Consider the following 23746-nt stretch of genomic DNA (forward strand, 5'->3'; position numbering starts at 1 on the left):
AAGCGCTGGACTTCAATACGCGTCGAGCACCGCACCCTTGCTGGCGCTCGATGCATTGAACGCGAACTTGGCCTGCACCCCGCGCGTGTAACGCGGTGGGGGGGCCGTCCAGGCAGCGCGGCGCTTGGCGATCTCTTCTTCGCTCACGTTAAGCTCCAGCAGCAGTTGGCGTGCGTCGATGGTGATGCTGTCGCCTTCGTTCACGAAAGCGATGGTGCCACCGGCTGCCGCTTCGGGCGCCACGTGGCCGACCACCATGCCCCAGGTGCCGCCCGAGAAGCGGCCGTCGGTGATCAGGCCCACGCTTTCACCCAGGCCAGCACCAATCAGCGCGCCAGTGGGGGCCAGCATTTCGGGCATGCCGGGGCCGCCCTTGGGGCCCAGATAGCGCAGCACCATCACGTCCCCCGCCTTGATCTTGCCGGCCAGGATGGCTTCCAGTGCCGATTGTTCGTCGTCAAACACGCGGGCCGGTCCGGTGATCACGGGGTTCTTCAGGCCCGTGATCTTGGCCACAGCGCCCTCGGGGCTGAGGTTGCCTTTGAGGATGGCCAGGTGGCCTTGGGCGTACATCGGGTTGCTGATGGGGCGGATCACGTCCTGGTCGGCGCGCGGCTCGTCCGGCACATCCTTGAGCACTTCGGCAATCGTCTTGCCTTCGATGGTGATGCAGTCGCCATGCAGCAGGCCTGCGTTCAGCAAGATCTTCATGACCTGCGGGATGCCGCCTGCGCGGTGCAGGTCCACAGCCAGGTATTTGCCGCTGGGCTTGAGGTCGCACAGCACGGGGGTCTTCACGCGCACGCGTTCGAAGTCGTCAATGGTCCATTCCACGCCTGCCGCGTGGGCAATGGCCAGGAAGTGCAGCACCGCGTTGGTGGAGCCACCCGTGGCCATGATGACGGCCACGGCGTTCTCGATGGACTTCTTGGTCACGATGTCGCGCGGCTTCAGGTCCATCTTGATGGCCTCGATCAGCACCTTGGCCGATTCCTTGGCCGAGTTCATCTTTTCGTCGTGCGGGTTGGCCATGGTGGACGAGTAGGGCAGGCTGATGCCCAGGGCCTCGAACGCGCTGGACATGGTGTTGGCGGTGTACATGCCGCCGCACGAGCCGGTGCCGGGGATGGCGCGCTTTTCGATCTCCTTCAGGTCAAAGTCGCTCATCTTGCCGGCGGCGTTCTCGCCCACGGCCTCGAAGACGCTCACGATGTTCAGGTCCTTGCCCTGGTAGTGGCCGGGCAGGATGGTGCCGCCATAGACATAGATGGCGGGCACGTTGGCGCGCAGCATGCCCATCAGGCCGCCCGGCATGTTCTTGTCGCAGCCGCCTACCACCAGCACGCCGTCCATCCACTGACCGCCCACGCAGGTCTCGATGCAGTCGCTGATGACTTCGCGGCTCACCAGGCTGTATTTCATGCCTTCGGTGCCCATGGCCATGCCGTCGCTGATGGTGGGGGTGCCGAATACCTGGGCGTTGCCACCGGCTTCCTCGATACCTGCGATGGCCGCGTCTGCCAGCTTTTGCAGGCCGCTGTTGCAGGGCGTGATGGTGCTGTGGCCGTTGGCCACGCCCACCATGGGTTTCACGAAGTCGCCTTCCTCGTAGCCCATGGCGTAGTACATGGAGCGGTTGGGTGCGCGCGACTTGCCCTGGGTGATGTTGGCGCTGCGGCGGTTGATGGGCTGGATCGGGATGACTTTGTTGTCTGCCATGGTGTGTTTTCCTTCGTGGAGCGATTCTTGTGGGTGGGGAAACTTTTCGCAGCCGCGAGTATGCGGCGATTGGTGGGCGCCATCCAATCCATTTGTACAGGGCGATTAATATGTACGGCATATGAAGGAGCCATTCATTGATATGCGTTTGTGGCGGCAGTTTGCCGCTGTGGCTGAAGAACTGCACTTTGGCCGCGCGGCGCAGCGCCTGCACATGACACAACCGCCGCTCACGCAGGCCATCGCCGGGCTGGAGCGCACGCTGGGCCTTCAGCTGTTCGACCGCACCAAACGCAGCGTGCAGCTCACTCCAGCCGGGGCTGCCCTATTGCCGCAGGTGCTGGATTTGCTCGACCGCGCCCAGGCGCTACCCGCACAGGCGCGCGCAGCAGCGGCGGGGGAGGTGGGGCGGCTGCGTCTGGCGTTTGTCTCGACCGTGGGTTTTGGGATGCTGCCGCAGTGGGTGCGTGCCTTCCGGGCCCAGTGGCCCGGGGTGCGGCTTGAATTGATCGAGGCGACGGGCGACGTGCAACTTCAGGCGCTGGAGCGGGGGGAGATTGATGCCGGGCTGCTTTTGCACACGCCCGGCCAGGCGCCACCTGCCCTGCGAAGCCTGTGTGTGGCGCAAGAGCCGTTGGTGCTTGCGCTGCCTGAGCTTCACCCGCTGGCGCGCACGCCCACCGTCCGGTTCTCTGACCTGCTGCGGGAGCCTCTGGTGATTTTCCCCCGCCCGATCCTGCCATCGCTGTACGACGCGATCGTGGCGCTGTACCACGCAGCGGGGCAGGTGCCGCAGGTGGCCCAGGAGGCCATCCAGATGCAGACCATCGTCAACCTGGTGTCGGCCGACCTGGGGCTGGCCTGGGTGCCTGCCAGCGTGCAGCAGTTTCAGCGGCCGGGCGTTGTCTACCGGCAGCTGGGCGGCAAGTCTCCCCTGGCGCCTGTATGCGAAACCAGCCTGGTCTGGGGCGCCACTGTGCCGCCCGCACTGGCCCGGTGGATCGACTTTGTGGCCCATGAGGTGCAGGCCAGCGCCCTGAAAGGGTAGTGCTGCGCGTGCACAATCGCCCCCATGCTGACTTATCCCCACATCGACCCTGTCGCCCTGCAGATCGGCCCGCTGGCCATCCACTGGTACGGCCTGACCTATCTTGCGGCTTTTGGCCTGTTCATGCTGCTGGGCATCCGGCGTCTGCGGCACGAGCCGTTTGCCTCCATCACCGGCCCTGGCGCATGGTCGCGCAAAGACGTGGAAGACATCCTGTTCCTGGGGGTGGCGGGTGTGGTGGTGGGGGGGCGCCTGGGGTATTGCCTGTTCTACAAACCTGCGTATTACCTGAGTCACCCCCTGGAAATCTTTGCCGTGTGGCAAGGGGGTATGGCCTTTCACGGTGGCTTGTTGGGCGTGATAGCGGCCATGTTGTGGTTCGCACATTCGCGCAAGCGCCCCTGGCTGCAGGTGGCCGACTTTGTGGCGCCCTGCGTGCCCACGGGTTTGGCCGCAGGGCGGGTGGGAAATTTCATCAACGGCGAACTGTGGGGCCGTTTTGCCAGCCCGGACCTGCCGTGGGGCATGGTGTTTGCACACAGCGGTTCCCTGCAGCCACGCCATCCGTCGCAGGTTTACCAGTTCCTCTTGGAGGGCTTGCTGCTGTTCATCCTGCTGTGGCTGTATGCGCGCAAAGAACGTCGCCAGGGCCAGGTGGCCGCCGCATTCCTGGTGGGTTATGGCACCTTCCGCTTTATTGCCGAATACTTCCGCGAGCCCGATGCGTTCCTCGGCATCCTGTCCTTGGGTATGAGCATGGGCCAGTGGCTGTGCGTGCCGATGATCGCCGCGGGCGTGGGCCTGTGGGTGTGGGCACAGCGCCAGCCCGCAGTGGCGCAAAAAATCAGGTGAAATTGGCCTCTAGCGCTGACTGATAAGCGCTAGATGCTATGAAAATAGTAGCGCTTTCCGTTGCAAGGTAAGTGCTCTGCCGGTGGGTAAGGCGGGGCGATGTGTTGACCCGGCCTCCGCCGCGCTTCCCATGCGGCTTTTTACCGAAATGAAACGGCTCTCGTGTTGCATCTCTGCACCATGGGTGCACCGTTTGTCGCCCCATGGGCACATTTCAGGGTTTTCCTCTTGTGATTTTGCGTAATTATGAGAAATTACGAGCTATTCAGAGTGATGTTGACGTTTGACGGCATTTGAAGTCGCGTTGGCAGCAAAAGATGCAGGCGTTTTGCCTGCGCACCCTGACACCCTGGAGTTTCACCCGCACCATGCGCCCGGTTCCCAACTCACTGCACGACGAAGCCGCCTCGCGCCTGCGCGAGCAAATCTTCGCGGGCGCCTTGCCCCCCGGGAGTTTTCTGGACGAAGCGGCCTTGTGTGAGCGGCTCGCTATTTCGCGCACGCCGCTGCGCGAGGCGCTCAAAGTGCTGGTGGCTGAGGGCTTGCTGCGCCACGAGCCACGCCGGGGATGTTTTGTGGCCGAGATCACCGAACGCGACCTGGATGACCTTTTCCCGGTGATCGCACTGCTTGAAGGCCGCGCAGCGCATGAGGCCACACGCAAGGCGGTGGCGGCAGACATTGCCGCGCTCGACGTGTTGCACCAGCGGCTGCAGCAATTTGCGTCCGAAGGCCTGATCGCCGACTACTACGAAGCCAACTACGCCATCCACGAGGCCTTCATCACACTGGCGGACAACCGCTGGCTGGCCCAGGTGATTGGCGACCTGCGAAAGATCCTGCGCCTGGCCCGGGCGCAAACGCTGCATGTGCCCGGCCGCCTGCAGCAAAGCCTGGCCGAGCATCTGGCCGTGTTCGCCGCGCTCAAGGCGCGCGACTGCGATGCCGCTGAAGAGGCCATGCGCAACCATCTGTTGCGCCAGCGCGATGCGCTGCGCGACGTAGCCCGCAACCAGCAATCGAGGCTCACCCCATGATCAACAGCACCCCCGAATGGATCACCCGCAGCGTGTCGCGCCTGCGCACGACAGCGCCCGCCGCAGACAAGCCCGCTGACAAGACCGGCGAGAAGGCAAGCGAGAAGGCGGCCGACAAACCGGTCCGCGCCGGGCTCGACAAATCGGTGACCGATGTGGTGGCCAAGGTCGCCGTGCCACGTTCCACCAACGAGCGGCTGCAGGCCACGCTGCGGCGCGGGCAGGAGGCTCTGTCGCCCCGCGCGCTGCGCCGCCTGCTGGCCGACCTGCAGGAGGTGGTGGCCCCGCAGGTGAGCGAGATCGAAGGCGGCCGCCGCGCCCAGGCCGTGGCCGAGTGGTATGCCAAGGCCGAGCCCGAAGAGCGCCGCGACATGTGGCTGCTGATGTGCGAGCAGTTCGCCCCCGACGCCACGCGCTTCAAATCGGCCCGCCAACGCTACGAAGCGGCGGCTGGCACGGCCGAAGAAGGCCAGGCCGAGATCAGCCTGCGCCGCGCACTGGTGTCGCCGCGCACGCGGCTGCTGCAGCGTTTTTCTGCGTTCCCTGAAGGCATGCGGTTCTTGCTGGACATGCGTGCCGAGCTGCTGCCCCTGCTCAAGTCCGACAAGCGCCTGTTGGCGCTGGATGCCGAGCTGGAGCACCTGTTCTCGACCTGGTTTGACGTGGCCTTTCTGGAGCTACGCCGCCTGTCGTGGGACTCGCCCGCTTCGCTGATCGAAAAGCTCATCAAGTACGAGGCCGTGCATGACATCCGCAGCTGGGCCGATCTGAAAAACCGGCTCGACAGCGACCGCCGCTGCTACGGCTTCTTTCATCCGCGTTTGCCCAACGAGCCGCTGATCTTTGTGGAGGTGGCGCTGGTGGACAAAATCTCGTCCAGCATCACGCCTTTGCTCGACGAAGCGGCGGCACCCGCTGACATCGGGCGGGCCACCACGGCGATTTTCTATTCGATCAGCAACACCCAGACCGGGCTGCGCGGTGTGAGCTTTGGCGATTCGCTCATCAAGCATGTGGTGGAGACCCTCACGGCCGAATTTCCCCGGTTGCGCACCTTTGCCACGTTGTCGCCGATTCCGGGTTTCCGCGCTTGGCTGGGCAAGCATGCCGGTGCGATGCTGGAGCGCCTGGATGACAAGCGCCGCACCGAGCTGGGCCGGGCCGTGGGCTTCGAACCCCCGCAGGCCACCCATCTGCTGGCTGCGCTCGACAAGGCCACCGACCTCGATGCCCGATCGCCCGTGCGCCAGATGCTGATGGAGTGCGCCGCACGCTACCTGGCCCGTGAGCTGCAGGACGGAAAGCCAGTGGACCCGGTGGCCCGCTTCCACCTGGGCAACGGAGCGCGGGTGGAACGCCTGAACTGGGCGGGAGACCCGTCCAGCAAAGGACTGAAACAATCGTACGGGCTGATGGTGAACTACCTGTACGACCTCAAGCGCATCGACAAGCACCGCAGCTTGCTCGCGCAAGGCAAGGTGCCGGTGTCGGGGGACATCGACAGCCTGTGCCGTGACTGACCGCAGGCCCCGGTGCCGCGCAATGCCATCATCGTCATCATCGGCGCAGACAATGGCCGATGGACCCCCTCAGAGGGGGAGCCAGCCGATGGTGGCAGGTGCCTGGCACGGTTTTGAACGGTGGGGCACCGTAGGCCTGCTTTCCTTTTTTACAACGACGACAGGAGACAAGGAATGAAAGACATGCGAATTCAGCGCCGCGAGGTGCTGCTGGGGGCTGCTGCCACAGGTTTGGGGCTGGCCACGGGCACGGTGCCTGCATGGGCCCAGGCATCGGCCTGGCCCACCAAGCCGGTGAACCTGGTGGTGCCGTTCCCTGCGGGCGGCGGCACCGATGCCTTTGCGCGCCCCCTGGCAGCGCAGTTCTCCAAGGCCACCGGCAAGACGCTGGTGATCGACAACCGAGGGGGCGCGGGCGGCACCGTGGGGGCCAGCTTTGCCTCCAAGGCTGCACCAGACGGCTACACGCTCTTCATGGGGGCCGTGCACCACGCGATTGCCCCGTCGATGTACCCCAAGCTCGACTACGACCTGGAGAAGGACTTCATTCCGCTGTTCTTGCTGGCCAACGTGCCCCAGGTGGTGGTGGTCAACCCCAAGAACGTGCCGGTCAGCAACTTCCAGCAGTTCATGGACTATGTGAAGCGCAACCCCGCCAAGCTCAATTACGGGTCTGCGGGCGCTGGCACGTCGCACCACCTGGCGGGCGAGCTGTTCAAGCAGCAGACGGGCACCTTCATCACCCACATCCCCTACCGGGGTGCCGGCCCCGCGCTGCAGGACCTGATTGGTGGGCAAGTGGACATGATGTTTGACGGGCTCGGTTCCTCGGCGTCCCACATCAAAGGTGGCCGTATCAAGGCACTCATGGTGTCGGGCCCCAAGCGCAATGCCGCGTTCCCAGACGTACCCTGCGCCGCCGAAGTTGGCCTGCCCGACTACACCGTCACCACCTGGTACGGCCTGTGGGCACCCAAGGGCACTCCCGCCGATGTGCAGGCGCGCATCGTGGACGAGGTGCGCAAGCTGGGCAGCGCCGACGAACTCAAAACGATCTGGGCCAACAACGGCGCCGAATACGGCGGCATGACCCAGCAGCAGTTTGCGGGCATGGTCAGCAGCGAGGTCAAGCGCTGGGCGGCGGTGGTGAAGGCCTCTGGCGCAAAGCTTGATTAACCCCCTGTGGCGCTTTGCGCCTTCCCCCTGAAGGGGGACGCCACCCGTGGCCCGGCAAAGCCGGTTCCACGGTGGCACTCGCGATGGTGTAGCGCGGGCTTTCAGGGCTGAGTAATGTGCATAACTTGATAGGTTGCCGAGATGTCGGGTGAAGTGTTGATGGAATCGGGTGAGCGTGGAGTGGCGCACGTCACCCTGCGCCACTCCGGGCGGCTGAACGCCATGTCGCGTGGCATGTGGCGGCAGCTGCGTACGGTGTTTGAAGACATCCAGCAGCGCAGCGATGTGCGCTGCGTGCTCATTGCGGGGGAGGGCGATGCCTTCTGTGCGGGCGGTGACATTTCGGAGTACCCTGGCTTTCGGTTTGATGTCGCTGCCTTGCGCGACTTTCATGAGAACGACGTCTGGGGTGGGCTCAACGCCATGCTCCAGTGCGACGTGCCCATGGTGGCGCAGATCCGTGGCGCCTGCATGGGTGCCGGGGTGGAGATTGCCAGCTGCTGCGACATCCGCGTGGCGGGCAGTGGTGCGCGTTTTGGCGCGCCGATTGCCAAGCTGGGTTTCCCGATGGCCCCGCGCGAGGCGCAGCTGGTGGCGGGTGCTGTAGGTGACGTGACCGCACGGCAGATGCTGCTGGAGGCCGCCACCTTCAGTGCCGCCGACATGCTGGCACGCGGCTTTCTGAGCCGTGTGGTGGCCGACGACATGGTGGCCACCGAGGCCCAGGGAAGCGCACTGCGCATCGCCGCACTGGCGCCGCAGGCCGCCCGCATGAACAAGCAGATATTTCGGGCATTAAAAATGCCTCTGGCGCTTGATGGTAAAGCGCAAGAAGCTATGAAAAATATAGTAAAAGGGGCGCCTGACCCCTATGCCTACGCGGACAGCGCCGAGCACCGCGAAGGCATCACCGCGTTCCTAGAAAAACGCGCGCCGTTGTTTTGACGGGCCCCGCCCGCCTTGTTGATCCAAACCTTTAAAACCGTCCAACTGCCATGAGCCAAAACAACCTCTTCAGCGCCCTGCGCGCAGCCTTCCCGTCTGACCTGGACAGCACCGCCGTCGAGACCATGGCGGCAGACGGCACCCCGCTGTTCTACACCTGGCGCGACCTGGACGGCGCCAGCGCCCGCATCGCCAACCTGCTCGCATCGCTCAAGCTGCCCCAAGGCAGCCGCGTGGCCGTGCAGGTGGAAAAGTCCGTCGAAGCCATGGCCCTGTACCTGGCCACGCTGCGCGCGGGCTACGTGTTCCTGCCACTCAACACCGCCTACCAAAGCGCCGAGATCGAATACTTCATCGGCAACGCCGAGCCAGCGGTGGTGGTGTGCTCGCCCGGCAACTTCGGCTGGGTCAGCAAGATTGCCTTCACGCTGGGCACGCAGCATGTGTTCACCCTGGGCGACGACCGCACCGGCAGCCTGCTCGAGCGCGCCACCCACCACAGCGATGAGCACCAGGCCGTGGCCCGCAGTGCCGACGACCTGGCCGCCATCCTCTACACCAGCGGCACCACCGGCCGCAGCAAGGGCGCCATGCTCACGCACGGCAACATGCTCAGCAACGCCGTGATGCTGAAGGATTACTGGGGTTGGAAGAAGGGCGATGTGCTCATCCACGCGCTGCCCATCTTCCACGTCCACGGCCTGTTCGTCGCCATCCACGGTGCGCTCATCAACGGCAGCAAGATGATCTGGATGGCCAAGTTCGACCCCAAGGCCGTCATCGGCGCCATGCCCCGCGCCACCGTGTTCATGGGCGTGCCCACGCTGTACGTGCGCATGCTGGCAGAGCCCGGCCTGACCAAAGAGGCCGTGAAGAACATGCGCCTGTTCATTGCAGGCTCTGCACCGCTGCTGATCGAAACCTTCAAGGAATGGCAGCAACGCACCGGCCACACCATTCTGGAGCGTTACGGCATGAGCGAAACCATCATGCTCACCAGCAACCCCTACAGCGCCGACAAGCGATACAAAGGCGAGGATGAGCGCCGTGGTGGCACCGTCGGCTTCCCCCTGCCGGGCGTGAGCCTGCGCGTGCAGGGCGACGACGGCAAAGACCTGCCCGTGGGCGAGATCGGCGGCATCCAGGTCAAGGGCCCCAACGTGTTCAAGGGCTACTGGCGCATGCCTGAAAAGACCGCCGAAGAGTTCACCAAAGACGGCTACTTCAAGACCGGCGACGTGGGCAAGGTCGATGAGCGCGGCTACGTCCACATCGTAGGCCGCAGCAAAGACCTCATCATCAGCGGCGGCTACAACGTCTATCCGGCAGAGATCGAGGGCTACATCAACGACATGCCCGGCGTGGCCGAAAGCGCCCTGGTCGGCGTGCCGCACCCCGACTTTGGCGAAGTGGGCGTGGCCGTGGTGATTGCCAAGCCCGGAGCCAGCCTGAACGCTGACGCCATCGTGGCCCAGCTCAAGTCCCAGCTCGCGAACTTCAAGATCCCCAAGAAGTGCTTTGTGGTGGCTGAATTGCCTCGCAACACCATGGGCAAGGTTCAGAAGAACCTGCTGCGGGAGCAGTACAAGGGGTTGTTTGTGTGATGCCTTGAGGCAGGTCTTGTGGCCGCCTTTGCATGTCCGCCATCGTGCGGGCCTGTTTCGCTCTTATGGGCTCTTGTGGTCTTGGCATGCTGGTATTGGGTGGCGCACTTCAGATGTGAGACCGTTTTTTTCGCTTGATCCGCGATGTCTGGGGCGTGATTCTGTTTAAACATGCGCTCCTGTAGAGCGTAAAGCGCTGAGATGTTCAGGAAGTGCTTGAGAAGTTCGATATGGAAATGCCTTGTCAGCTTCGACTGGTTCGAGCGTTGTCCTCTAAATCTTGTCAGCCCGCGTCAGAGTCCATGGCCATAGCCCACAACCTTTGTCGGTACGCCTGATGTTCATATGACGCTTTGTGGCCTTGGGCCTCTAAGCGCCTCTCGTGTCACCTTTGGGCCACACAGTTGAATCGCCGCATCCTCTCCATCCCCTTCGGAATCGCCCTGATCGCGATCATCGGAGCATCACTCGCCCCTCTTTTTCTGACTCCGAAAGTTTCACCGTGCGCCTACCTCAGCGCACCGGTGCGGTTTCTCAAAATTGATAGCCGCCCGGTGAAAGTAAATCGAGGCACTCGCCCGTTCCCAGTGGTGGAATACAGCTACGTCGTTTCCGGCAAGAGCTATACCAGCACCAAGATGTTTTGCTCAGAAAGCGATGGGTTCAAAGCGAATTGGTCCAAGGTCGACCGCTTCTTTCACGTTGCCAAAAATGGGGGTGAAATTGTGGCTTGGTTTCCACCGTTTTCCCCCGAGTCGGCGTGCATCTCCATCGATGCGGAGTTCGACTACTCCGTGGTGTCAAGCACCTCTTCTCAGTGCCGGGCGGATTGAGGCCTGTCCTTGGCTGGGTGAGGGGGCTTCCCGGCATCGGGTGATGATGCTGCCGATTCCTTCGTGTTGAAGTTTGGCGATGTAAGAAGTGTTTGCTATTTAATTGATAGCTTGTTGCGCTTTATCTATAAGCGCTAGAGCCTGGTTTTTGCGAAGCAGACTGTTCGCACAAAAACCGGCGGTGCCAGCACACGCAGGTTCACCAACGCACAGGCCTCATCACCCCGCTACGGCAGCGGCAGTAGTGACGGTGTTGGCTTCACCACGCCTTGCTGTGGCGCACAAAAGATGCATTCCGGCCCCGCCTCTGTAGTCGCAGGCGCAGCAGCCCCTTCCGCATGGTTGCAGCAGTGCTCCAGCCACCCGGCCACCAGCCGGTACACCGATAAGTTGGTGCGGGCCGTGTGCGCACACAGGTAGTAGCCCAGCGGACTGTCAAAGCGGTCTTTCAGGGGCTCGACCAGCGTGCCGGCCTGCAATTCGTCTTCCACCAGGCAGGTGGGCACGATGCCTACGCCAAAGCCTGAAACCGCTGCGCAGATGATGAGTGAATACAGGTTAAAGCCCGGCCCGAAGCGGCTGGCGCTGGTGTCCAGGCCATGTGCTTCCTACCAGTCTTGCCACGCCAGGGGCACTTCGATGTGCTGCAGCAGCGTGGCGCGCATCAGGTCTTGCGGGGTGTGCAAGGGCAGGGCGTCGCGCAGTTGGGGATTGCAGACGATGCAGGTCTCTTTGCCGATCAGATAGCGCGCATTGGCGCTGGGCCAGTTGCCGTAGCCGTACTGGATGGCAGCGTCGAACTCGTGCGGCGTCGCAAAGTCGTGCGCGTGCTGGTAGCGCACAAAGTTCAGCGACACCTGCGGCAGCGTGCGCTTGAAGTGGCCCAGGCGCGGAAACAGCCACGGCACCCCAAATTGGGCAAGCACGAGGCGCCGAACATTTGGACGGGAATGAAAAAACACCGAGCGGGCGTCTAGCCTTCTCGGTGTTTTGCTATGTATTTAATAGCTTTTAGCGCTTTATGGACAAGCGCTAGAGCCTGTTTTGATGCTTGAATTTATGCTTAACGCAGCACAAGCACAGGGATGTGCGAGTGCGTCAGCACATGCTGCGTCTCGCTGCCCAGCAACAGGCGCTTGAGGCCCTTGCGGCCGTGCGATGCCATCACGATCAGGTCGCACTTGTGCTTCTTGGCGGCCGAGATGATGGCTTCGGCCACGAGGTCGGACTTGGCGATGACGGCCTTGACTGCCACGCCTTGGGCGTCGCCCTGGGCCTTCACGCCATCGACCATGGCCTGTGCCGCATCGCCCCATTGGGTTTCGATGCGCTTGACGTCGTTGGTATCGACGGGCATGCCGCCCTCGAAGTAACTGCGGGGGTAGCGGGGCACCACCTTGAGAGCCACGGCAGAGGCGCCGGTGAGCGCGGCCAGCGACAGTCCGTGTTCCACGGCCTTGTCGGAAAGGGGTGAGCCGTCCGTTGCGATCAGGATGCGTTTGTACATAAAGGTCTCCTCAAAGTGATGGAACAAGCTTAGGATGAATCATGTTCTGGGACTTGATGCAGGTCAATGTACCTGTCATGCCCGAACGATAGGCTTGAACCATGTCAATGTTTCGACCCGGTGCGCCGGCCTCCTCCCCGGCACATCCGCCCGATGCTGTTTCCAATGCGGAGCCTGCCGCGCACGCCGTGCTGCTGGACGACCCGCAGGAGTGGTCGGCGTTCGGTCGGCCTGTGGGGCCAACGGGCCAGGCTGCCGAAGATCCCGCCAGCTGTGCCTGGGACTCCCAGGTGGTGCTGGACGGCATGCACTGCGCGGCCTGTGCCCTCACCATCGAAGATGCCCTGCGCAGCGTGCCCGGCGTGCTGCAGGCGGATGTGAGCGCTGCCACGCGCCGTGCGCGCGTGGTGTGGCAGCCCTCCCAGGTGCAGCCCTCGCAGTGGATGGACGCTGTGCACAAGGCAGGCTACCGCGCCATGCCCGCCATGGATGCCTTTGCGCGCGAGCAGCGCCAGCGTGAGAACCGCCGTGCCCTGTGGCGCTGGCTGGTGGCAGGCTTTTGCATGATGCAGGTGATGATGTACGCGTGGCCCGCGTACGTGGCGCAACCTGGCGACCTGACGGGCGAAATGGAGCAACTGCTGCGCTGGGCCTCGTGGGTCATCACGCTGCCCATGGTGGTGTTCTCGTGTGGGCCGTTCTTCAGCAGTGCGCTGCGCGATATTCGCCTGCGCCGCGTCAGCATGGACCTGCCCGTGGCGCTGGGCATGGCCATCACCTTTGTGGTGAGCACGGCGGGCACCTTCGACCCTGCAGGCATCTTCGGCAAGGAGGTGTACTACGACTCGCTGACGATGTTTGTTTTCTTCCTGCTCACGGGCCGCTGGCTGGAGCTGCGCCTGCGCGACCGCACCGCCGGTGCGCTGGAAGCTGTGATGAACCGCCTGCCCGACAGCGTAGAGCGGCGCACGGCCGATGGCAGCTTTGTACGCGTGGCCACGCGCCGTGTGGTGGCGGGAGACACCATCCGTGTGCTGCCGGGCGAGGCGTTTCCGGCCGATGGACGCATCACGCTGGGCAGCACGCACGCCGATGAATCCCTGCTGACGGGAGAGTCCACCCCCGTGGCGCGCCCCGTGGGCAGCACGGTCACGGCGGGCAGCTACAACCTGCAGGCGCCGGTGGAGGTGCATGTGGAAGGCACGGGCGGGCAGACCCGCTTCGCCCAGATCGTGGCGCTGATGGAAAGCGCGTCGCTGCAAAAGCCACGCCTTGCCCAATTGGCGGATCGCATTGCGCGGCCGTTTCTGGTGGCGGTGCTCGTGGCAGCGGGCCTGGCTGCGGTGTACTGGTGGCCGTCCGACCCGGGGCATGCCTTGATGGTGGCGGTGGCTGTGCTCATCGTCACCTGCCCCTGCGCGCTGTCGCTGGCCACACCGGTGGCGATGCTCACCGCCGCTGGCACGCTGGCGCGCCATGGTGTGCTGGTGCGCAACCTGCAGGGGCTGGAGGCGCTGGCCCATGTGGACACCGTGGTGTTCGACAAGACCGGCACGCTCACGCGGGACGGCATGGCCTTGCAGGCCGTACACACCGCCCATGGATGGAGCACGGAAGAGGTGTTGGCTATGGCGGCGTCTCTGGCGCGCCACTCGATGCATCCTGCATCGCGAGCCGTGGTGGCTGCGGCTGCTGCGCTGGATGATGGTCGCTGGGCGGTGACCGATCTGCAGGAAGAAGCCGGGCAGGGCCTGGTGGCCAGGGTGCACGACAGATTGGGGGCCGGACAGCCCGCGCGCCAGGTCCGGCTGGGGTCTGCGCACCATGCAGGCGTGGCGCCTGAAGAAGCGGGGTCGGCGCTGCAGGTGGTGCTGTCGGAGCAGCATGTCAGCGGCGCAGTGTCCGAGCTGGCCCGTTTCGATCTGGTGGAAGACCTGCGCGCTGAGGCACCGGCTGTAGTGACTGCGCTGGAGCAGGGCGGCGTGGCGGTGCAACTGCTGTCGGGCGACCGCGTGGGCGCGGTGCAACGTGTGGCGGCGCAAGCGGGCATTGCCCAGGCGGTGGGCGAGTGCACGCCCCAGGGCAAGCTGGCTGCGTTGCAGGCCTTGCAGGCGGGTGGCCACCAGGTGGCCATGGTGGGCGATGGGCTGAACGATGGCCCGGTGCTGGCAGGGGCCCATGTGTCGTTTGCATTTGGCCGTGCGGTGCCGCTGGCGCAGTCGCAGGCCGATTTTGTGGTGCTGGGCGAGAGCCTGGCACTGGTGCCCCAGACCGTGCTGCTGGCGCGCCGTACCTTGCGTGTGGTGCGCCAGAACCTGTGGTGGGCTGCCGGCTACAACGCGTTGTGTGTTCCGCTGGCGGTGGTGGGCTGGATGCCAGCCTGGCTGGCCGGGTTGGGCATGGCGCTTAGCTCGCTGCTGGTGGTGCTCAACGCCGCGCGCCTTGCGCGCGACCTGCCGGCTTTGCCTGCGCAAGGCGAAGACCTGCGGCCACAACAGGGCGCTGTGCCGATTGATATCTCAAAAACAAGCTGGCTGGAGGCTGCCTGATGGACATTCTTTATCTGCTGATTCCACTGTCCGTGGTGCTGGTGCTGATGATTCTGGCGGGCCTGTGGTGGGCGGTCTACCACGGCCAGTTCGAGAGTGTCGAGCAAGAGGGAGAGCGGATTCTCCGAGACGGTTGACTTGTGTCAATGCCCAAAAAAGCTGACTGCAACAAACTCTTACTGCATTACAAAGAGGTGCCCGATGGATTCTCCAAAAACAAATGCTGCGCACTACAACGATACAGTGGTGCGGCAGTTTTCTATCCTGGCCGTGGTTGTGGGGGTGGTTGGCATGCTGGTGGGCGTCATCATCGCCGCCCAGCTTGCCTGGCCTGAACTCAACTTTGGCATTCCGTGGCTCAGTTATGGCCGCTTGCGACCCTTGCACACCAATGCGGTGATCTTTGGGTTTGGTGGCAGTGCGCTGTTCGCCACCAGTTACTACGTGGTGCAACGCACCTGCCAGGTTCGCCTGTTTGCCGGGCCCCTGGCGGCCTTCACCTTCTGGGGATGGGTGCTGGTCATTGCCGGGGCCGTCATCAGCCTGCCAATGGGCTACACCCAGGGCAAGGAATACGCTGAACTCGAATGGCCGATTGACATCCTGATCACGCTGGTATGGGTGTCCTATGCCATCGTGTTCTTTGGCACCATCGGTGTGCGCAAGGTCAAGCACATCTATGTGGCCAACTGGTTCTTTGGCGCGTTCATCCTGGCTGTGGCATTGCTGCACGTGGTCAACAGCGCTGCGATCCCGGCTGACCTCATGAAGAGCTACTCGGCCTACGCCGGTGTGCAGGATGCCATGGTGCAGTGGTGGTATGGCCACAACGCCGTGGGCTTCTTCCTGACCGCAGGCTTCCTGGGCATGATGTACTACTTCATCCCCAAGCAGGCGGGACGACCCGTGTATTCGTATCGCCTGTCGATCGTGCACTTCTGGGCCTTGATCTTCACCTACATGTGGGCCGGCCCTCACCACCTGCACTACACCGCGCTGCCTGACTGGACGCAATCGGTGGGCATGGTGTTCTCGCTGATCCTGCTGGCACCCAGCTGGGGCGGGATGATCAACGGCATCATGACCCTGTCGGGCGCATGGCACAAGCTGCGTGACGACCCCATCCTGCGTTTCCTGATCGTGTCGCTGTCGTTCTACGGCATGTCCACGTTCGAAGGTCCGATGATGTCCATCAAGACCGTCAACGCCCTGAGCCACTACACCGACTGGACCGTGGGCCACGTGCACTCTGGCGCGTTGGGCTGGGTGGGTCTGATCTCGATGGGCTCGCTGTACTACCTGGTGCCCCGACTGTTTGGCCGCGAAAAGATGCACTCCATCAAGGCCATTGAGCTGCACTTCTGGATGGCCACCATCGGCATCGTGCTGTACATCGCCGCGATGTGGATTGCCGGTGTGATGCAAGGCCTGATGTGGCGCGCCATCAACCCCGACGGCACGCTGACCTACACCTTTGTGGAAAGCGTGAAGGCGACCTATCCGTTCTATGTGATCCGCGTGGCCGGTGGCCTGCTGTATCTGGGGGGCATGTTGGTCATGGCCTGGAACGTGTGGATGACAGCGATCTCGGGCCGTTCGGTCAAGGTGGCGATCCCTGCCGTGAATGCGGCCCACGCCTGAGCCGAAGGAGATAACTCATGTCTAACAACAACCCATCGAATTCGACCGGCTTCTCCCATGAAAAGGTGGAAACCAACAACTTCCTGATGATCGTGCTGATCCTGCTGGTCATCGCCATCGGCGGCCTGGTAGAGATCGTGCCACTGTTCTTCCAGAAGTCCACAACCGAGGCGGTCAAGGGTGTGGAGCCTTACAACGCCATGCAACTGGTGGGCCGCGACGTCTACATCCGTGAAGGTTGCTACAACTGCCACTCGCAGATGATCCGCCCGTTCCGCGCTGAAACGCTGCGCTATGGGCACTATTCGGTGGCGGGTGAGTTTGTGTACGACCACCCCTTCCAGTGGGGCAGCAAGCGCACAGGCCCCGACCTGCACCGCGTGGGAGGCAAGTACAGCGACGAATGGCACCGCATCCACCTGAACAACCCGCGTGATGTGGTGCCCGAATCGAACATGCCTGCCTATCCCTGGCTGGAGAAGAACGCCGTGGACCCCGCCAGCGTGGCGCCGCGCATGAAGGCCCTGCGCACTGTGGGTGTGCCGTACACCGACGAACAGATCGCTGCGTCTGCCGCTGATGTCAAGGGCAAGACGGAGATGGAAGCGCTGATTGCGTACCTGCAAGTCATGGGCCGCGCGCTCAAGTAAAGGAGATATCCCCATGGACATCACCACCATGCGCATTGTGGCCACGCTGGCTTCAATGGCCTGTTTCATTGGCATCTGGGTCTGGGCCTACCGAGGCCGCAACAAGGCCCGGTTCGACGAGGCCGCCCAGCTGCCTTTTGAGCAAGATTGACCTTCACCAGAACGAGAACACCCCATGAGTGACTTCACCAGCAATTTCTGGTCGGTCTTTGTGACCACGCTGACCCTGGTCGGCATCATCGCCTGCGGCATTCTGCTTTGGATGGCAGGCCGCAAGAAGGTGATGGCCACGTCCGACAACACCACCGGCCACGTCTGGGACGAAGACCTGGTCGAGATGAACAACCCCCTGCCACGCTGGTGGGTGTGGCTGTTTGTCATCACCATCATCTTCGGCCTGGGCTACCTGGCCGCCTATCCAGGCCTGGGCAGCTTTTCCGGCAAGCTCAACTGGACACAGAAGGGTGAATACGAGGCTGAGATGGCCAAGGCCAAGGCCGAGCTGGAGCCGCTGTATGCCCGCTTTGCATCGATGAAGCCGGAAGACATTGCCAAGGATCCTCAGGCCCAGGCCATTGGCGAGCGCCTGTTCATGAACAACTGCGCGCAGTGCCATGGCTCGGACGCCCGGGGTAGCAAGGGTTTCCCCAATCTGGCTGATGGCGATTGGTTGCATGGCGGTGCACCCGAGAAGATCCGTGAAACCATCGAGAAGGGCCGTATCGGCAACATGCCTCCCATGGCTACCGCAGTGGGCTCCCCCGAAGATGTGCGCAATCTTTCGCACTATGTGCTGAGTCTTTCGGGCAGCCCGCATGACTCGCTGCGTGCTTCGTTGGGCAAGTCCAAGTTCACGGCGTGTGCAGCCTGCCACGGAATGGACGGCAAGGGTAATCAGGCACTGGGTGCCCCCAACCTGACCGACGACATCTGGCTGCATGGCTGGGGCGAGGCGGCCATCACTGCCATGGTCAACAACGGCAAGGTTAACCAGATGCCCGCCCAGGCGGACAAGCTGACGGAAGCGCAGATCGGTGTGCTGTCGGCCTATGTCTGGGGCTTGTCGAACGGCACCCAGGCCGCTGCACGCTGAGCCTTGGCCATTTGGAGCAGTGCCCAGGCACTGCTCCTGGGGGCAGCGCAAACTGAGAACCACGAAGCAAACGGACCGATACCATCATGAACCCACCCAGCGAGCCTGCTCGCAAGGTCATCCCGATAGCGCCGGTTGCGTCCGATGCCTCATCGCAGGGCGAGATTGTTTCCCTGTACGAAGCGCAAAAGAAGATCTACCCGCGTTCCATCAGTGGCCTGTTCGCGCGTTGGCGCTGGGGTATGGTGTTTCTCACGCAGATCGTTTTCTACGGGCTGCCCTGGTTTGAATGGGGGCAGCGCCAGATGGTGCTGTTTGACCTGGGGGCTCGGCGGTTCTACATCTTCGGCCTGGTTCTGTACCCCCAGGATTTCATCTATCTCACGGGCCTGCTCATTATCTCGGCGTTATCCCTGTTCCTCTTTACGGCGGTGGCAGGGCGGCTTTGGTGTGGATTTGCGTGCCCGCAAACGGTCTACACCGAAATGTTCATGTGGATCGAGCACAAGATCGAAGGTGATCGCAGTGCACGGCTTCGGCTGGACAATGGGCCCTGGACCTTCGAGAAGGTTCGCAAGAAGTTTTTCAAGCAGGTCATCTGGATTGCCGTGGCGTTGTGGACGGGGTTCACGTTCGTGGGCTATTTCGTGCCCATCCGCGAACTCGGGGCAGAGCTGCTGGCGGTGCAGGGTGGCTGGCAGATTTTCTGGGTACTGTTCTATGGCTTTGCCACCTATGGCAATGCTGGCTATATGCGCGAACAGGTGTGCAAATACATGTGTCCCTATGCGCGCTTTCAGAGCGCCATGTTCGACAAGGACACGCTGATCGTTACCTACGACCCAGAACGCGGTGAGCAGCGTGGGCCGCGCAAGAAGAACATCGACTACAAGGCCCAGGGGTTGGGCGATTGCATTGACTGCTCGCTGTGTGTGCAGGTGTGCCCCGTGGGCATCGATATTCGCAAGGGCTTGCAGTACGAATGCATCGGCTGCGGCCTGTGCGTGGACGCCTGCAATACCGTGATGGACAAGATGCAGTATCCGCGCGGGCTCATCCGGTTTTCTACGCAGAACGGCGTGGCCAAACGGTGGAGTCAGTCGCAGATCCTGCGCCGTGTGCTGCGGCCACGTGTGCTGATATACAGCGCGGTCCTGGTCGCCCTGTGCGTAGGCATGATGGCCAGCCTTGCCACACGCACGCCCTTGAAGGTGGATGTGGTGCGTGATCGGGCGGCGCTGTCGCGCATCGTGGCGGGTGGAAAGCTGGAGAACATCTACCGCCTGCAGATCATGAACGCCACTGAAGGCCCCCAGCGCTATCGCATCAGTGTGCGTGGCCTTGAAGGGCTGGAAGTCGCTTCTGATGCCGAGGTGGACATCGGTGCGGCGGAGTCCCGGTGGGTGGCCGTCCGTCTGCAGATACCCTATGGATCAGCCCCTTCAGGATCACATGCCGTGCAGTTCGATGTGCAGGCCTTGGGCGCGGACGCCCATGTGAGCGAGAAATCCGTGTTTCTGGTGCCGCGATAACGCGGCGCGCGCCCGGGTGCAAGACCTTCGCGGGTCTTGCTTTGAGCAAGATAATTTTTGAGGAGTAAGCACCATGCCATCCAGTTCCGCCCTCGGCACTGCCCCTTCTGCCGCTGCACCCTGGTGGAGATTTGGCCATGTGTGGCTGATCATCGCCGGTCCCGTGATCGTGATCATTGCAGGGTTTGTGACCCTGTGGCTCGCGATATCGCGCCCCGACCCTGTGGTCGCGGAAGATTATTACCGCCAGGGCATCGAGATCAACAAGACACTGGCCACCCCAGAAAAAAGCCTGTTGCCAGCCATGAAGGGCCGCAACCACGCGGCCACCCCGGTCCAGGACCAGCCGCGCTGAACCCACTTGGCCGGGCGGCTTGCCTACACGGCCTTACCAGGAGACAAACCAATGTGGATGCAACGCGTGATGTGGATTGCATGGCCGGCCTTTTTGATGGCCGGTGTGATGGAAATGCTGGTTTTTGCGATGGTGGACCCGCAAGACCTTCACTGGTTTGGGCAGCCGTTGGCATTGTCACGGCAGGGCGTGTACACGCTGGCCTTTTTTGCGTTCTGGATGATCACGATGGCATCCAGCGCGTTGACCACGCTGCTGGCCATGTCACCGTTTGAACTTAACCGTTGCCCGGTTCCCGAAGGCGAGCGTCCCGATGACTGCCGCAAGACATCATCGTGCCCTTGAGCGGTAGTGCCACCTATTGGCAAAGGTCAATGTGGTGAGGGCTGCCAGGATGGCAGACGACAGCAGGTTCAGTGGCAGGCTTGCTGGTTGTTCACGATGCGCTTGAGGGCCTCGGTCTCCAGGATGCGCACATGGCGCTGCTTGACCTCGACAATGCCTTCTTCCACGAACTTGGAGAAGGTGCGGCTCACGGTTTCGAGCTTGAGGCCCAGGTAGCTACCGATCTCTTCGCGGGTCATGCGCAGCACGAGCTCGGACTGCGAGAACCCCCGGGCGTGCAGGCGCTGAACCAGATTGAGCAGGAACGCGGCCAGGCGCTCCTCAGCGCGCATGCTGCCCAGGAGCAGCATCACGCCATGTTCACGGACAATCTCGCGGCTCATGATCTTGTGCACATGGTGCTGCAAGGCGGTGACTTCGCGGGACAGTTCTTCGATTCGGTCAAACGGCATGACGCAGACTTCCGCGTCTTCCAGGGCCACCGCATCGCAGGTGTGGTGGTCATTCACGATGCCATCAAGGCCGATGATCTCGCCTGCCATCTGAAAACCCGTGACCTGGTCACGCCCGTCTTCGGTGGCTACACATGTTTTGAAGAAGCCGGTTCGAATGGCATAGAGCGAGGTGAAGGATTCGCCGTTGCGGAAAAGGGTTCCACCGCGTTTGATCTTGCGGCGAACGGCAACGACCTCGTCAATGCGCTGCAGCTGTTCCTCGCTCAGCCCCACCGGCATGCACAGCTCGCGCAGGTTGCAGTTGGAGCAGGCGACTTTGATGGTGAGCGGGTTCATAGGAACAGAGGCTGGGTAAGGTTTGAGCATATCGCCCCATATGCCTAACAGGCTGGGCCTTTGGGTGCGGGTGGGCGACTGATGTGCATCAAATTGTCGCTCTTCGTCCCGGTCCATCACTTGATGCAGGTCAAGGACATGGAGTGCAGCTTACGGCACAGTCGAAGTGTACGCAAGGAATTTGCCCATGACCGCTGTTTCGCCCGAGCTGCTGCGCCGTTTCGACGTGCCAGGGCCCCGTTATACCTCTTACCCAACAGCTGACCGTTTCGTCGAGGCCTTTGGGCAGGACGACTACGCACTTGCCTTGGAGCAGCGCAGGCTGGGCTCCATGACGAAAGCCTTGCCGCTGTCTTTGTACGTGCACATCCCCTTTTGCGAGTCCCTGTGTTACTACTGCGCATGCAACAAAATCATCACCAAACACCATGATCGGGCAGAGGTGTATTTGCGGTATTTGAGCCGCGAGATTGACTTGCACACAGCACACTGCGGCACGGGGCAGGTGGTGAGTCAGCTTCACCTGGGTGGCGGCACGCCCACTTTTCTATCGGACGAGGGCTTGCGGGAGCTGATGGGCATGCTCAAACGCAGCTTTTCGTTGGCGCCGGGCGGGGAGTATTCGATTGAGGTGGACCCTCGCACCGTCAATGCGGACCGCCTTGCAGTGCTGGCGGAACTGGGATTCAACCGACTGAGCTTTGGGGTGCAGGATTTCGATCCTGAGGTTCAAAAGGCCGTTCACCGCATACAGCCTGCCGAGCAGGTGTTTTCGCTGGTGGAGTCCGCACGTTCGCTGGGTTTTGAATCCATCAATGTGGATTTGATCTACGGCCTGCCTCGGCAGACGCCAGAGTCGTTTGACCGCACGCTGGCCCAGGTTACGCAGCTGCGGCCTGACCGTATCGCGTTGTACGCGTATGCCCATCTGCCAGAACGTTTCAAGCCTCAACGCCGTATTGTTTCGGCCGAGTTGCCAGCGGCAGCAGGCAAGGTGTCGATGCTCTCCCGTTCGCTGGACGCCTTCATGGATGCTGGGTACGTGTATGTGGGCATGGACCACTTTGCATTGCCTGAGGATGCATTGGCAGTCGCCAAGCGCCAGGGGCGTCTGCACCGCAACTTCCAGGGCTACAGTACGCAACCTGATTGCGACCTGATCGGCCTGGGTGTGTCTGCGATTGGCCGTGTCGGAGCCACCTACAGCCAAAATGCCAAGACCCTGGATGAGTATTACGATTTTCTGAACCAGGGGCGCCTGCCCGTCGTTCGTGGGTTGGCCCTGACGCGCGACGATCTTGTGCGCCGCGCGGTCATCATGGCCCTGATGTGCCAAGGCGAGCTGTTGTTTGAGCCCATGGAGCAAGCGTGGTTGATCGACTTTCGCCACTACTTCTCTGCGGAGCTGGCGCAACTGGAAACCATGGCCGAGCAGGGGCTTGTGGTGGTGCGGCCCGATGGGGTCGAGGTCACTGCCATGGGCTGGTTCTTTGTGCGCGGCATTGCCATGGTCTTTGACCGTTACCTGCAGGCTGACCGCAACCGCGCCCGTTTTTCGCGCATCATCTGATTCTCATGATTGCTACGGTCGCCTCAACCGCCTTGCTGATGGGACTCGTGGGCGGGTCCCATTGTTTGGCCATGTGTTCTGCGCCTTGTGGGGCATTGATCGGGCAGGGCGGTGTGGGCATGGCCTCCACAGCCGGTGGCGATGCGCAGCCACAGGCAACTCCCCCGACGGTGCAGACAGTGCAGTGGGTGCCCCGTGGCGGTGTCATTCGGCGCGCCGTCGCTTTTCATGCTGGCCGCTTGGCCGGGTACGCTATGGCGGGTGGCTTGGCTGCATGGGCCATGGACAGCCTGGCATGGTTGACCCAGCAAACCGTGGCACTTCGCCCTGCGTGGACCCTGATGCATGTTGCGGTGATGGCGTGGGGTTTGATGATGGTGATCCAGGCGCGCCAGCCCCTGTGGGTAGAGCAGGCGGGCCGTACCGTATGGGCGCGTGTGCGGCCTCTGGTCAGTGCACCCGGCGGGGTTCTGGTTGCTGGTGGGCTTTGGGCCTTGATGCCCTGTGGCCTGCTCTATTCCGCGCTGCTCGTGGCTGCGCTGAGCGGAGGGCCTCTGGAAGGGGCGCTCAGCATGGCGCTTTTTGGCCTGGGCAGTGGTGTGTGGCTGGTGGGCGGGCCCTTGGTGTGGATTCGGCTGAAAGCAGGGGTCAATGCGAAACGTGCGGACTGGGGAACGCGCATCGCAGGAGGTTTGCTGTGCGCCGTGGCCAGCTGGGCACTCTGGATGGACCTGATCTACAAACCGTCGTTGTGGTGCCGCTAGCCAGCAGTTCCCCCATCCGCAAGCTGCCGCTCGATGGGGTTCGGGAGGCCTCGTAAATCCATGTCTATACAAGGGTGATCAACGCTTGCCCTTGGTGAGAAAGGCAAGTGTTGCCGTGCCGCTGCGGCGCAGGCGCACTCCTTCGACAAGTCCCTCGAACTGGCGATAATCTGTGTAACTATTGGTGGCATTGACGTCGCCATGTTTCACACGCC

At 62.6% G+C, this 23746-nt stretch carries 23 protein-coding genes and 1 pseudogene; 19 read left to right on the top strand and 5 right to left on the bottom strand.

The window, feature by feature from the left end:
- Nucleotides 1–12: 12 nt before the first annotated feature.
- Entirely contained in the window at nucleotides 13–1719 is a 1707-nt protein-coding gene (ilvD, locus tag ACSQ22_RS16105; protein ID WP_436130892.1) for a dihydroxy-acid dehydratase, read from the bottom strand.
- A 121-nt stretch (nucleotides 1720–1840) separates the two neighbouring features.
- Between ilvD and ACSQ22_RS16110 the strand changes: the two genes are divergently transcribed.
- The 8 genes from ACSQ22_RS16110 to ACSQ22_RS16145 all read left to right on the top strand — a co-directional run bounded on the left by ACSQ22_RS16110 (nucleotide 1841) and on the right by ACSQ22_RS16145 (nucleotide 10734).
- The gene (locus tag ACSQ22_RS16110) at nucleotides 1841–2767 is read left to right on the top strand and encodes a LysR family transcriptional regulator (protein ID WP_121506934.1); all 927 of its coding nucleotides are present in this window, start codon (nucleotides 1841–1843) and stop codon (nucleotides 2765–2767) included.
- Nucleotides 2768–2791: 24 nt separating this feature from the next.
- Nucleotides 2792–3619, top strand: coding sequence for a prolipoprotein diacylglyceryl transferase (gene lgt, locus ACSQ22_RS16115; RefSeq protein ID WP_436130893.1), 828 nt, complete (start codon nucleotides 2792–2794; stop codon nucleotides 3617–3619).
- A gap of 368 nt (nucleotides 3620–3987) precedes the next feature.
- A complete protein-coding gene (locus tag ACSQ22_RS16120; RefSeq protein ID WP_121508748.1) occupies nucleotides 3988–4656 on the top strand; it encodes a GntR family transcriptional regulator in 669 nt (222 codons plus the stop codon).
- Nucleotides 4653–6176: a malonyl-CoA decarboxylase gene (locus ACSQ22_RS16125; RefSeq protein ID WP_436130894.1), complete on the top strand. Its 1524-nt coding sequence runs from the start codon at nucleotides 4653–4655 to the stop codon at nucleotides 6174–6176. Before ACSQ22_RS16120 ends, ACSQ22_RS16125 begins: the two co-directional genes overlap by 4 nt.
- A gap of 174 nt (nucleotides 6177–6350) precedes the next feature.
- Nucleotides 6351–7352, top strand: a complete 1002-nt coding sequence (locus tag ACSQ22_RS16130) for a Bug family tripartite tricarboxylate transporter substrate binding protein (protein ID WP_436130895.1) — start codon at nucleotides 6351–6353, stop codon at nucleotides 7350–7352.
- Nucleotides 7353–7493: 141 nt separating this feature from the next.
- Nucleotides 7494–8297, top strand: coding sequence for an enoyl-CoA hydratase/isomerase family protein (locus tag ACSQ22_RS16135; protein ID WP_436130896.1), 804 nt, complete (start codon nucleotides 7494–7496; stop codon nucleotides 8295–8297).
- 50 nt (nucleotides 8298–8347) lie between these two features.
- Complete coding sequence (locus tag ACSQ22_RS16140; RefSeq protein ID WP_436130897.1) at nucleotides 8348–9901, top strand: malonate--CoA ligase; 1554 nt, start codon at nucleotides 8348–8350, stop codon at nucleotides 9899–9901.
- Nucleotides 9902–10305: 404 nt separating this feature from the next.
- A complete protein-coding gene (locus ACSQ22_RS16145; RefSeq protein WP_436130898.1) occupies nucleotides 10306–10734 on the top strand; it encodes a hypothetical protein in 429 nt (142 codons plus the stop codon).
- A 227-nt stretch (nucleotides 10735–10961) separates the two neighbouring features.
- Here ACSQ22_RS16145 and ACSQ22_RS16150 read toward each other — a convergent pair.
- Together ACSQ22_RS16150 and ACSQ22_RS16155 are read right to left on the bottom strand one after the other, a co-directional pair.
- Nucleotides 10962–11696, bottom strand: a pseudogene (locus tag ACSQ22_RS16150) (LysR substrate-binding domain-containing protein).
- Nucleotides 11697–11797: 101 nt separating this feature from the next.
- Nucleotides 11798–12241 carry a universal stress protein gene (locus ACSQ22_RS16155; RefSeq protein ID WP_055395188.1) on the bottom strand — a complete coding sequence of 148 codons (444 nt, stop codon included), beginning with the start codon at nucleotides 12239–12241 and terminating at the stop codon, nucleotides 11798–11800.
- 107 nt (nucleotides 12242–12348) lie between these two features.
- Here ACSQ22_RS16155 and ACSQ22_RS16160 point away from each other — a divergent pair, with 107 nt between their 5' ends.
- From ACSQ22_RS16160 to ACSQ22_RS16200, 9 genes are all read left to right on the top strand, one after another.
- Entirely contained in the window at nucleotides 12349–14790 is a 2442-nt protein-coding gene (locus tag ACSQ22_RS16160; RefSeq protein ID WP_436130988.1) for a heavy metal translocating P-type ATPase, read from the top strand.
- Nucleotides 14790–14927 (top strand): cbb3-type cytochrome oxidase assembly protein CcoS, encoded by a 138-nt coding sequence (ccoS, locus tag ACSQ22_RS16165; RefSeq protein ID WP_008906189.1) that lies wholly within the window; start codon nucleotides 14790–14792, stop codon nucleotides 14925–14927. Before ACSQ22_RS16160 ends, ccoS begins: the two co-directional genes overlap by 1 nt.
- Before the next feature lie 64 nt (nucleotides 14928–14991).
- Nucleotides 14992–16431, top strand: coding sequence for a cytochrome-c oxidase, cbb3-type subunit I (ccoN, locus tag ACSQ22_RS16170; RefSeq protein WP_055395190.1), 1440 nt, complete (start codon nucleotides 14992–14994; stop codon nucleotides 16429–16431).
- 17 nt (nucleotides 16432–16448) lie between these two features.
- The gene (ccoO, locus tag ACSQ22_RS16175) at nucleotides 16449–17081 is read left to right on the top strand and encodes a cytochrome-c oxidase, cbb3-type subunit II (RefSeq protein WP_055395192.1); all 633 of its coding nucleotides are present in this window, start codon (nucleotides 16449–16451) and stop codon (nucleotides 17079–17081) included.
- 13 nt (nucleotides 17082–17094) lie between these two features.
- On the top strand, nucleotides 17095–17232 hold the full coding sequence (locus ACSQ22_RS16180; protein WP_055395194.1) for a cbb3-type cytochrome oxidase subunit 3: 138 nt from the start codon (nucleotides 17095–17097) through the stop codon (nucleotides 17230–17232).
- 24 nt (nucleotides 17233–17256) lie between these two features.
- Nucleotides 17257–18174 (top strand): cytochrome-c oxidase, cbb3-type subunit III, encoded by a 918-nt coding sequence (gene ccoP / locus ACSQ22_RS16185; RefSeq protein ID WP_436130899.1) that lies wholly within the window; start codon nucleotides 17257–17259, stop codon nucleotides 18172–18174.
- Nucleotides 18175–18260: 86 nt separating this feature from the next.
- Complete coding sequence (ccoG, locus tag ACSQ22_RS16190) at nucleotides 18261–19706, top strand: cytochrome c oxidase accessory protein CcoG (protein ID WP_436130900.1); 1446 nt, start codon at nucleotides 18261–18263, stop codon at nucleotides 19704–19706.
- 73 nt (nucleotides 19707–19779) lie between these two features.
- On the top strand, nucleotides 19780–20061 hold the full coding sequence (locus tag ACSQ22_RS16195) for a FixH family protein (protein ID WP_055395201.1): 282 nt from the start codon (nucleotides 19780–19782) through the stop codon (nucleotides 20059–20061).
- Between the two features lie 51 nt (nucleotides 20062–20112).
- Entirely contained in the window at nucleotides 20113–20406 is a 294-nt protein-coding gene (locus ACSQ22_RS16200; RefSeq protein WP_055395203.1) for a hypothetical protein, read from the top strand.
- A 68-nt stretch (nucleotides 20407–20474) separates the two neighbouring features.
- Here ACSQ22_RS16200 and fnr read toward each other — a convergent pair whose 3' ends face one another.
- Nucleotides 20475–21197 (bottom strand): fumarate/nitrate reduction transcriptional regulator Fnr, encoded by a 723-nt coding sequence (gene fnr / locus ACSQ22_RS16205; protein ID WP_218299410.1) that lies wholly within the window; start codon nucleotides 21195–21197, stop codon nucleotides 20475–20477.
- A gap of 187 nt (nucleotides 21198–21384) precedes the next feature.
- Here fnr and hemN point away from each other — a divergent pair, with 187 nt between their 5' ends.
- A complete protein-coding gene (hemN, locus tag ACSQ22_RS16210; RefSeq protein ID WP_055395207.1) occupies nucleotides 21385–22767 on the top strand; it encodes an oxygen-independent coproporphyrinogen III oxidase in 1383 nt (460 codons plus the stop codon).
- Between the two features lie 5 nt (nucleotides 22768–22772).
- Nucleotides 22773–23531: a sulfite exporter TauE/SafE family protein gene (locus ACSQ22_RS16215; protein WP_436130901.1), complete on the top strand. Its 759-nt coding sequence runs from the start codon at nucleotides 22773–22775 to the stop codon at nucleotides 23529–23531.
- A gap of 78 nt (nucleotides 23532–23609) precedes the next feature.
- On the opposite strand, the gene ACSQ22_RS16220 is transcribed toward ACSQ22_RS16215, so the two are convergent.
- Nucleotides 23610–23741 (bottom strand): hypothetical protein, encoded by a 132-nt coding sequence (locus tag ACSQ22_RS16220; protein ID WP_255354189.1) that lies wholly within the window; start codon nucleotides 23739–23741, stop codon nucleotides 23610–23612.
- Nucleotides 23742–23746: the final 5 nt, after the last annotated feature.

It is taken from the genome of Acidovorax sp. LjRoot38 (assembly GCF_964252975.1).
GTDB lineage: Bacteria > Pseudomonadota > Gammaproteobacteria > Burkholderiales > Burkholderiaceae_C > Acidovorax > Acidovorax facilis.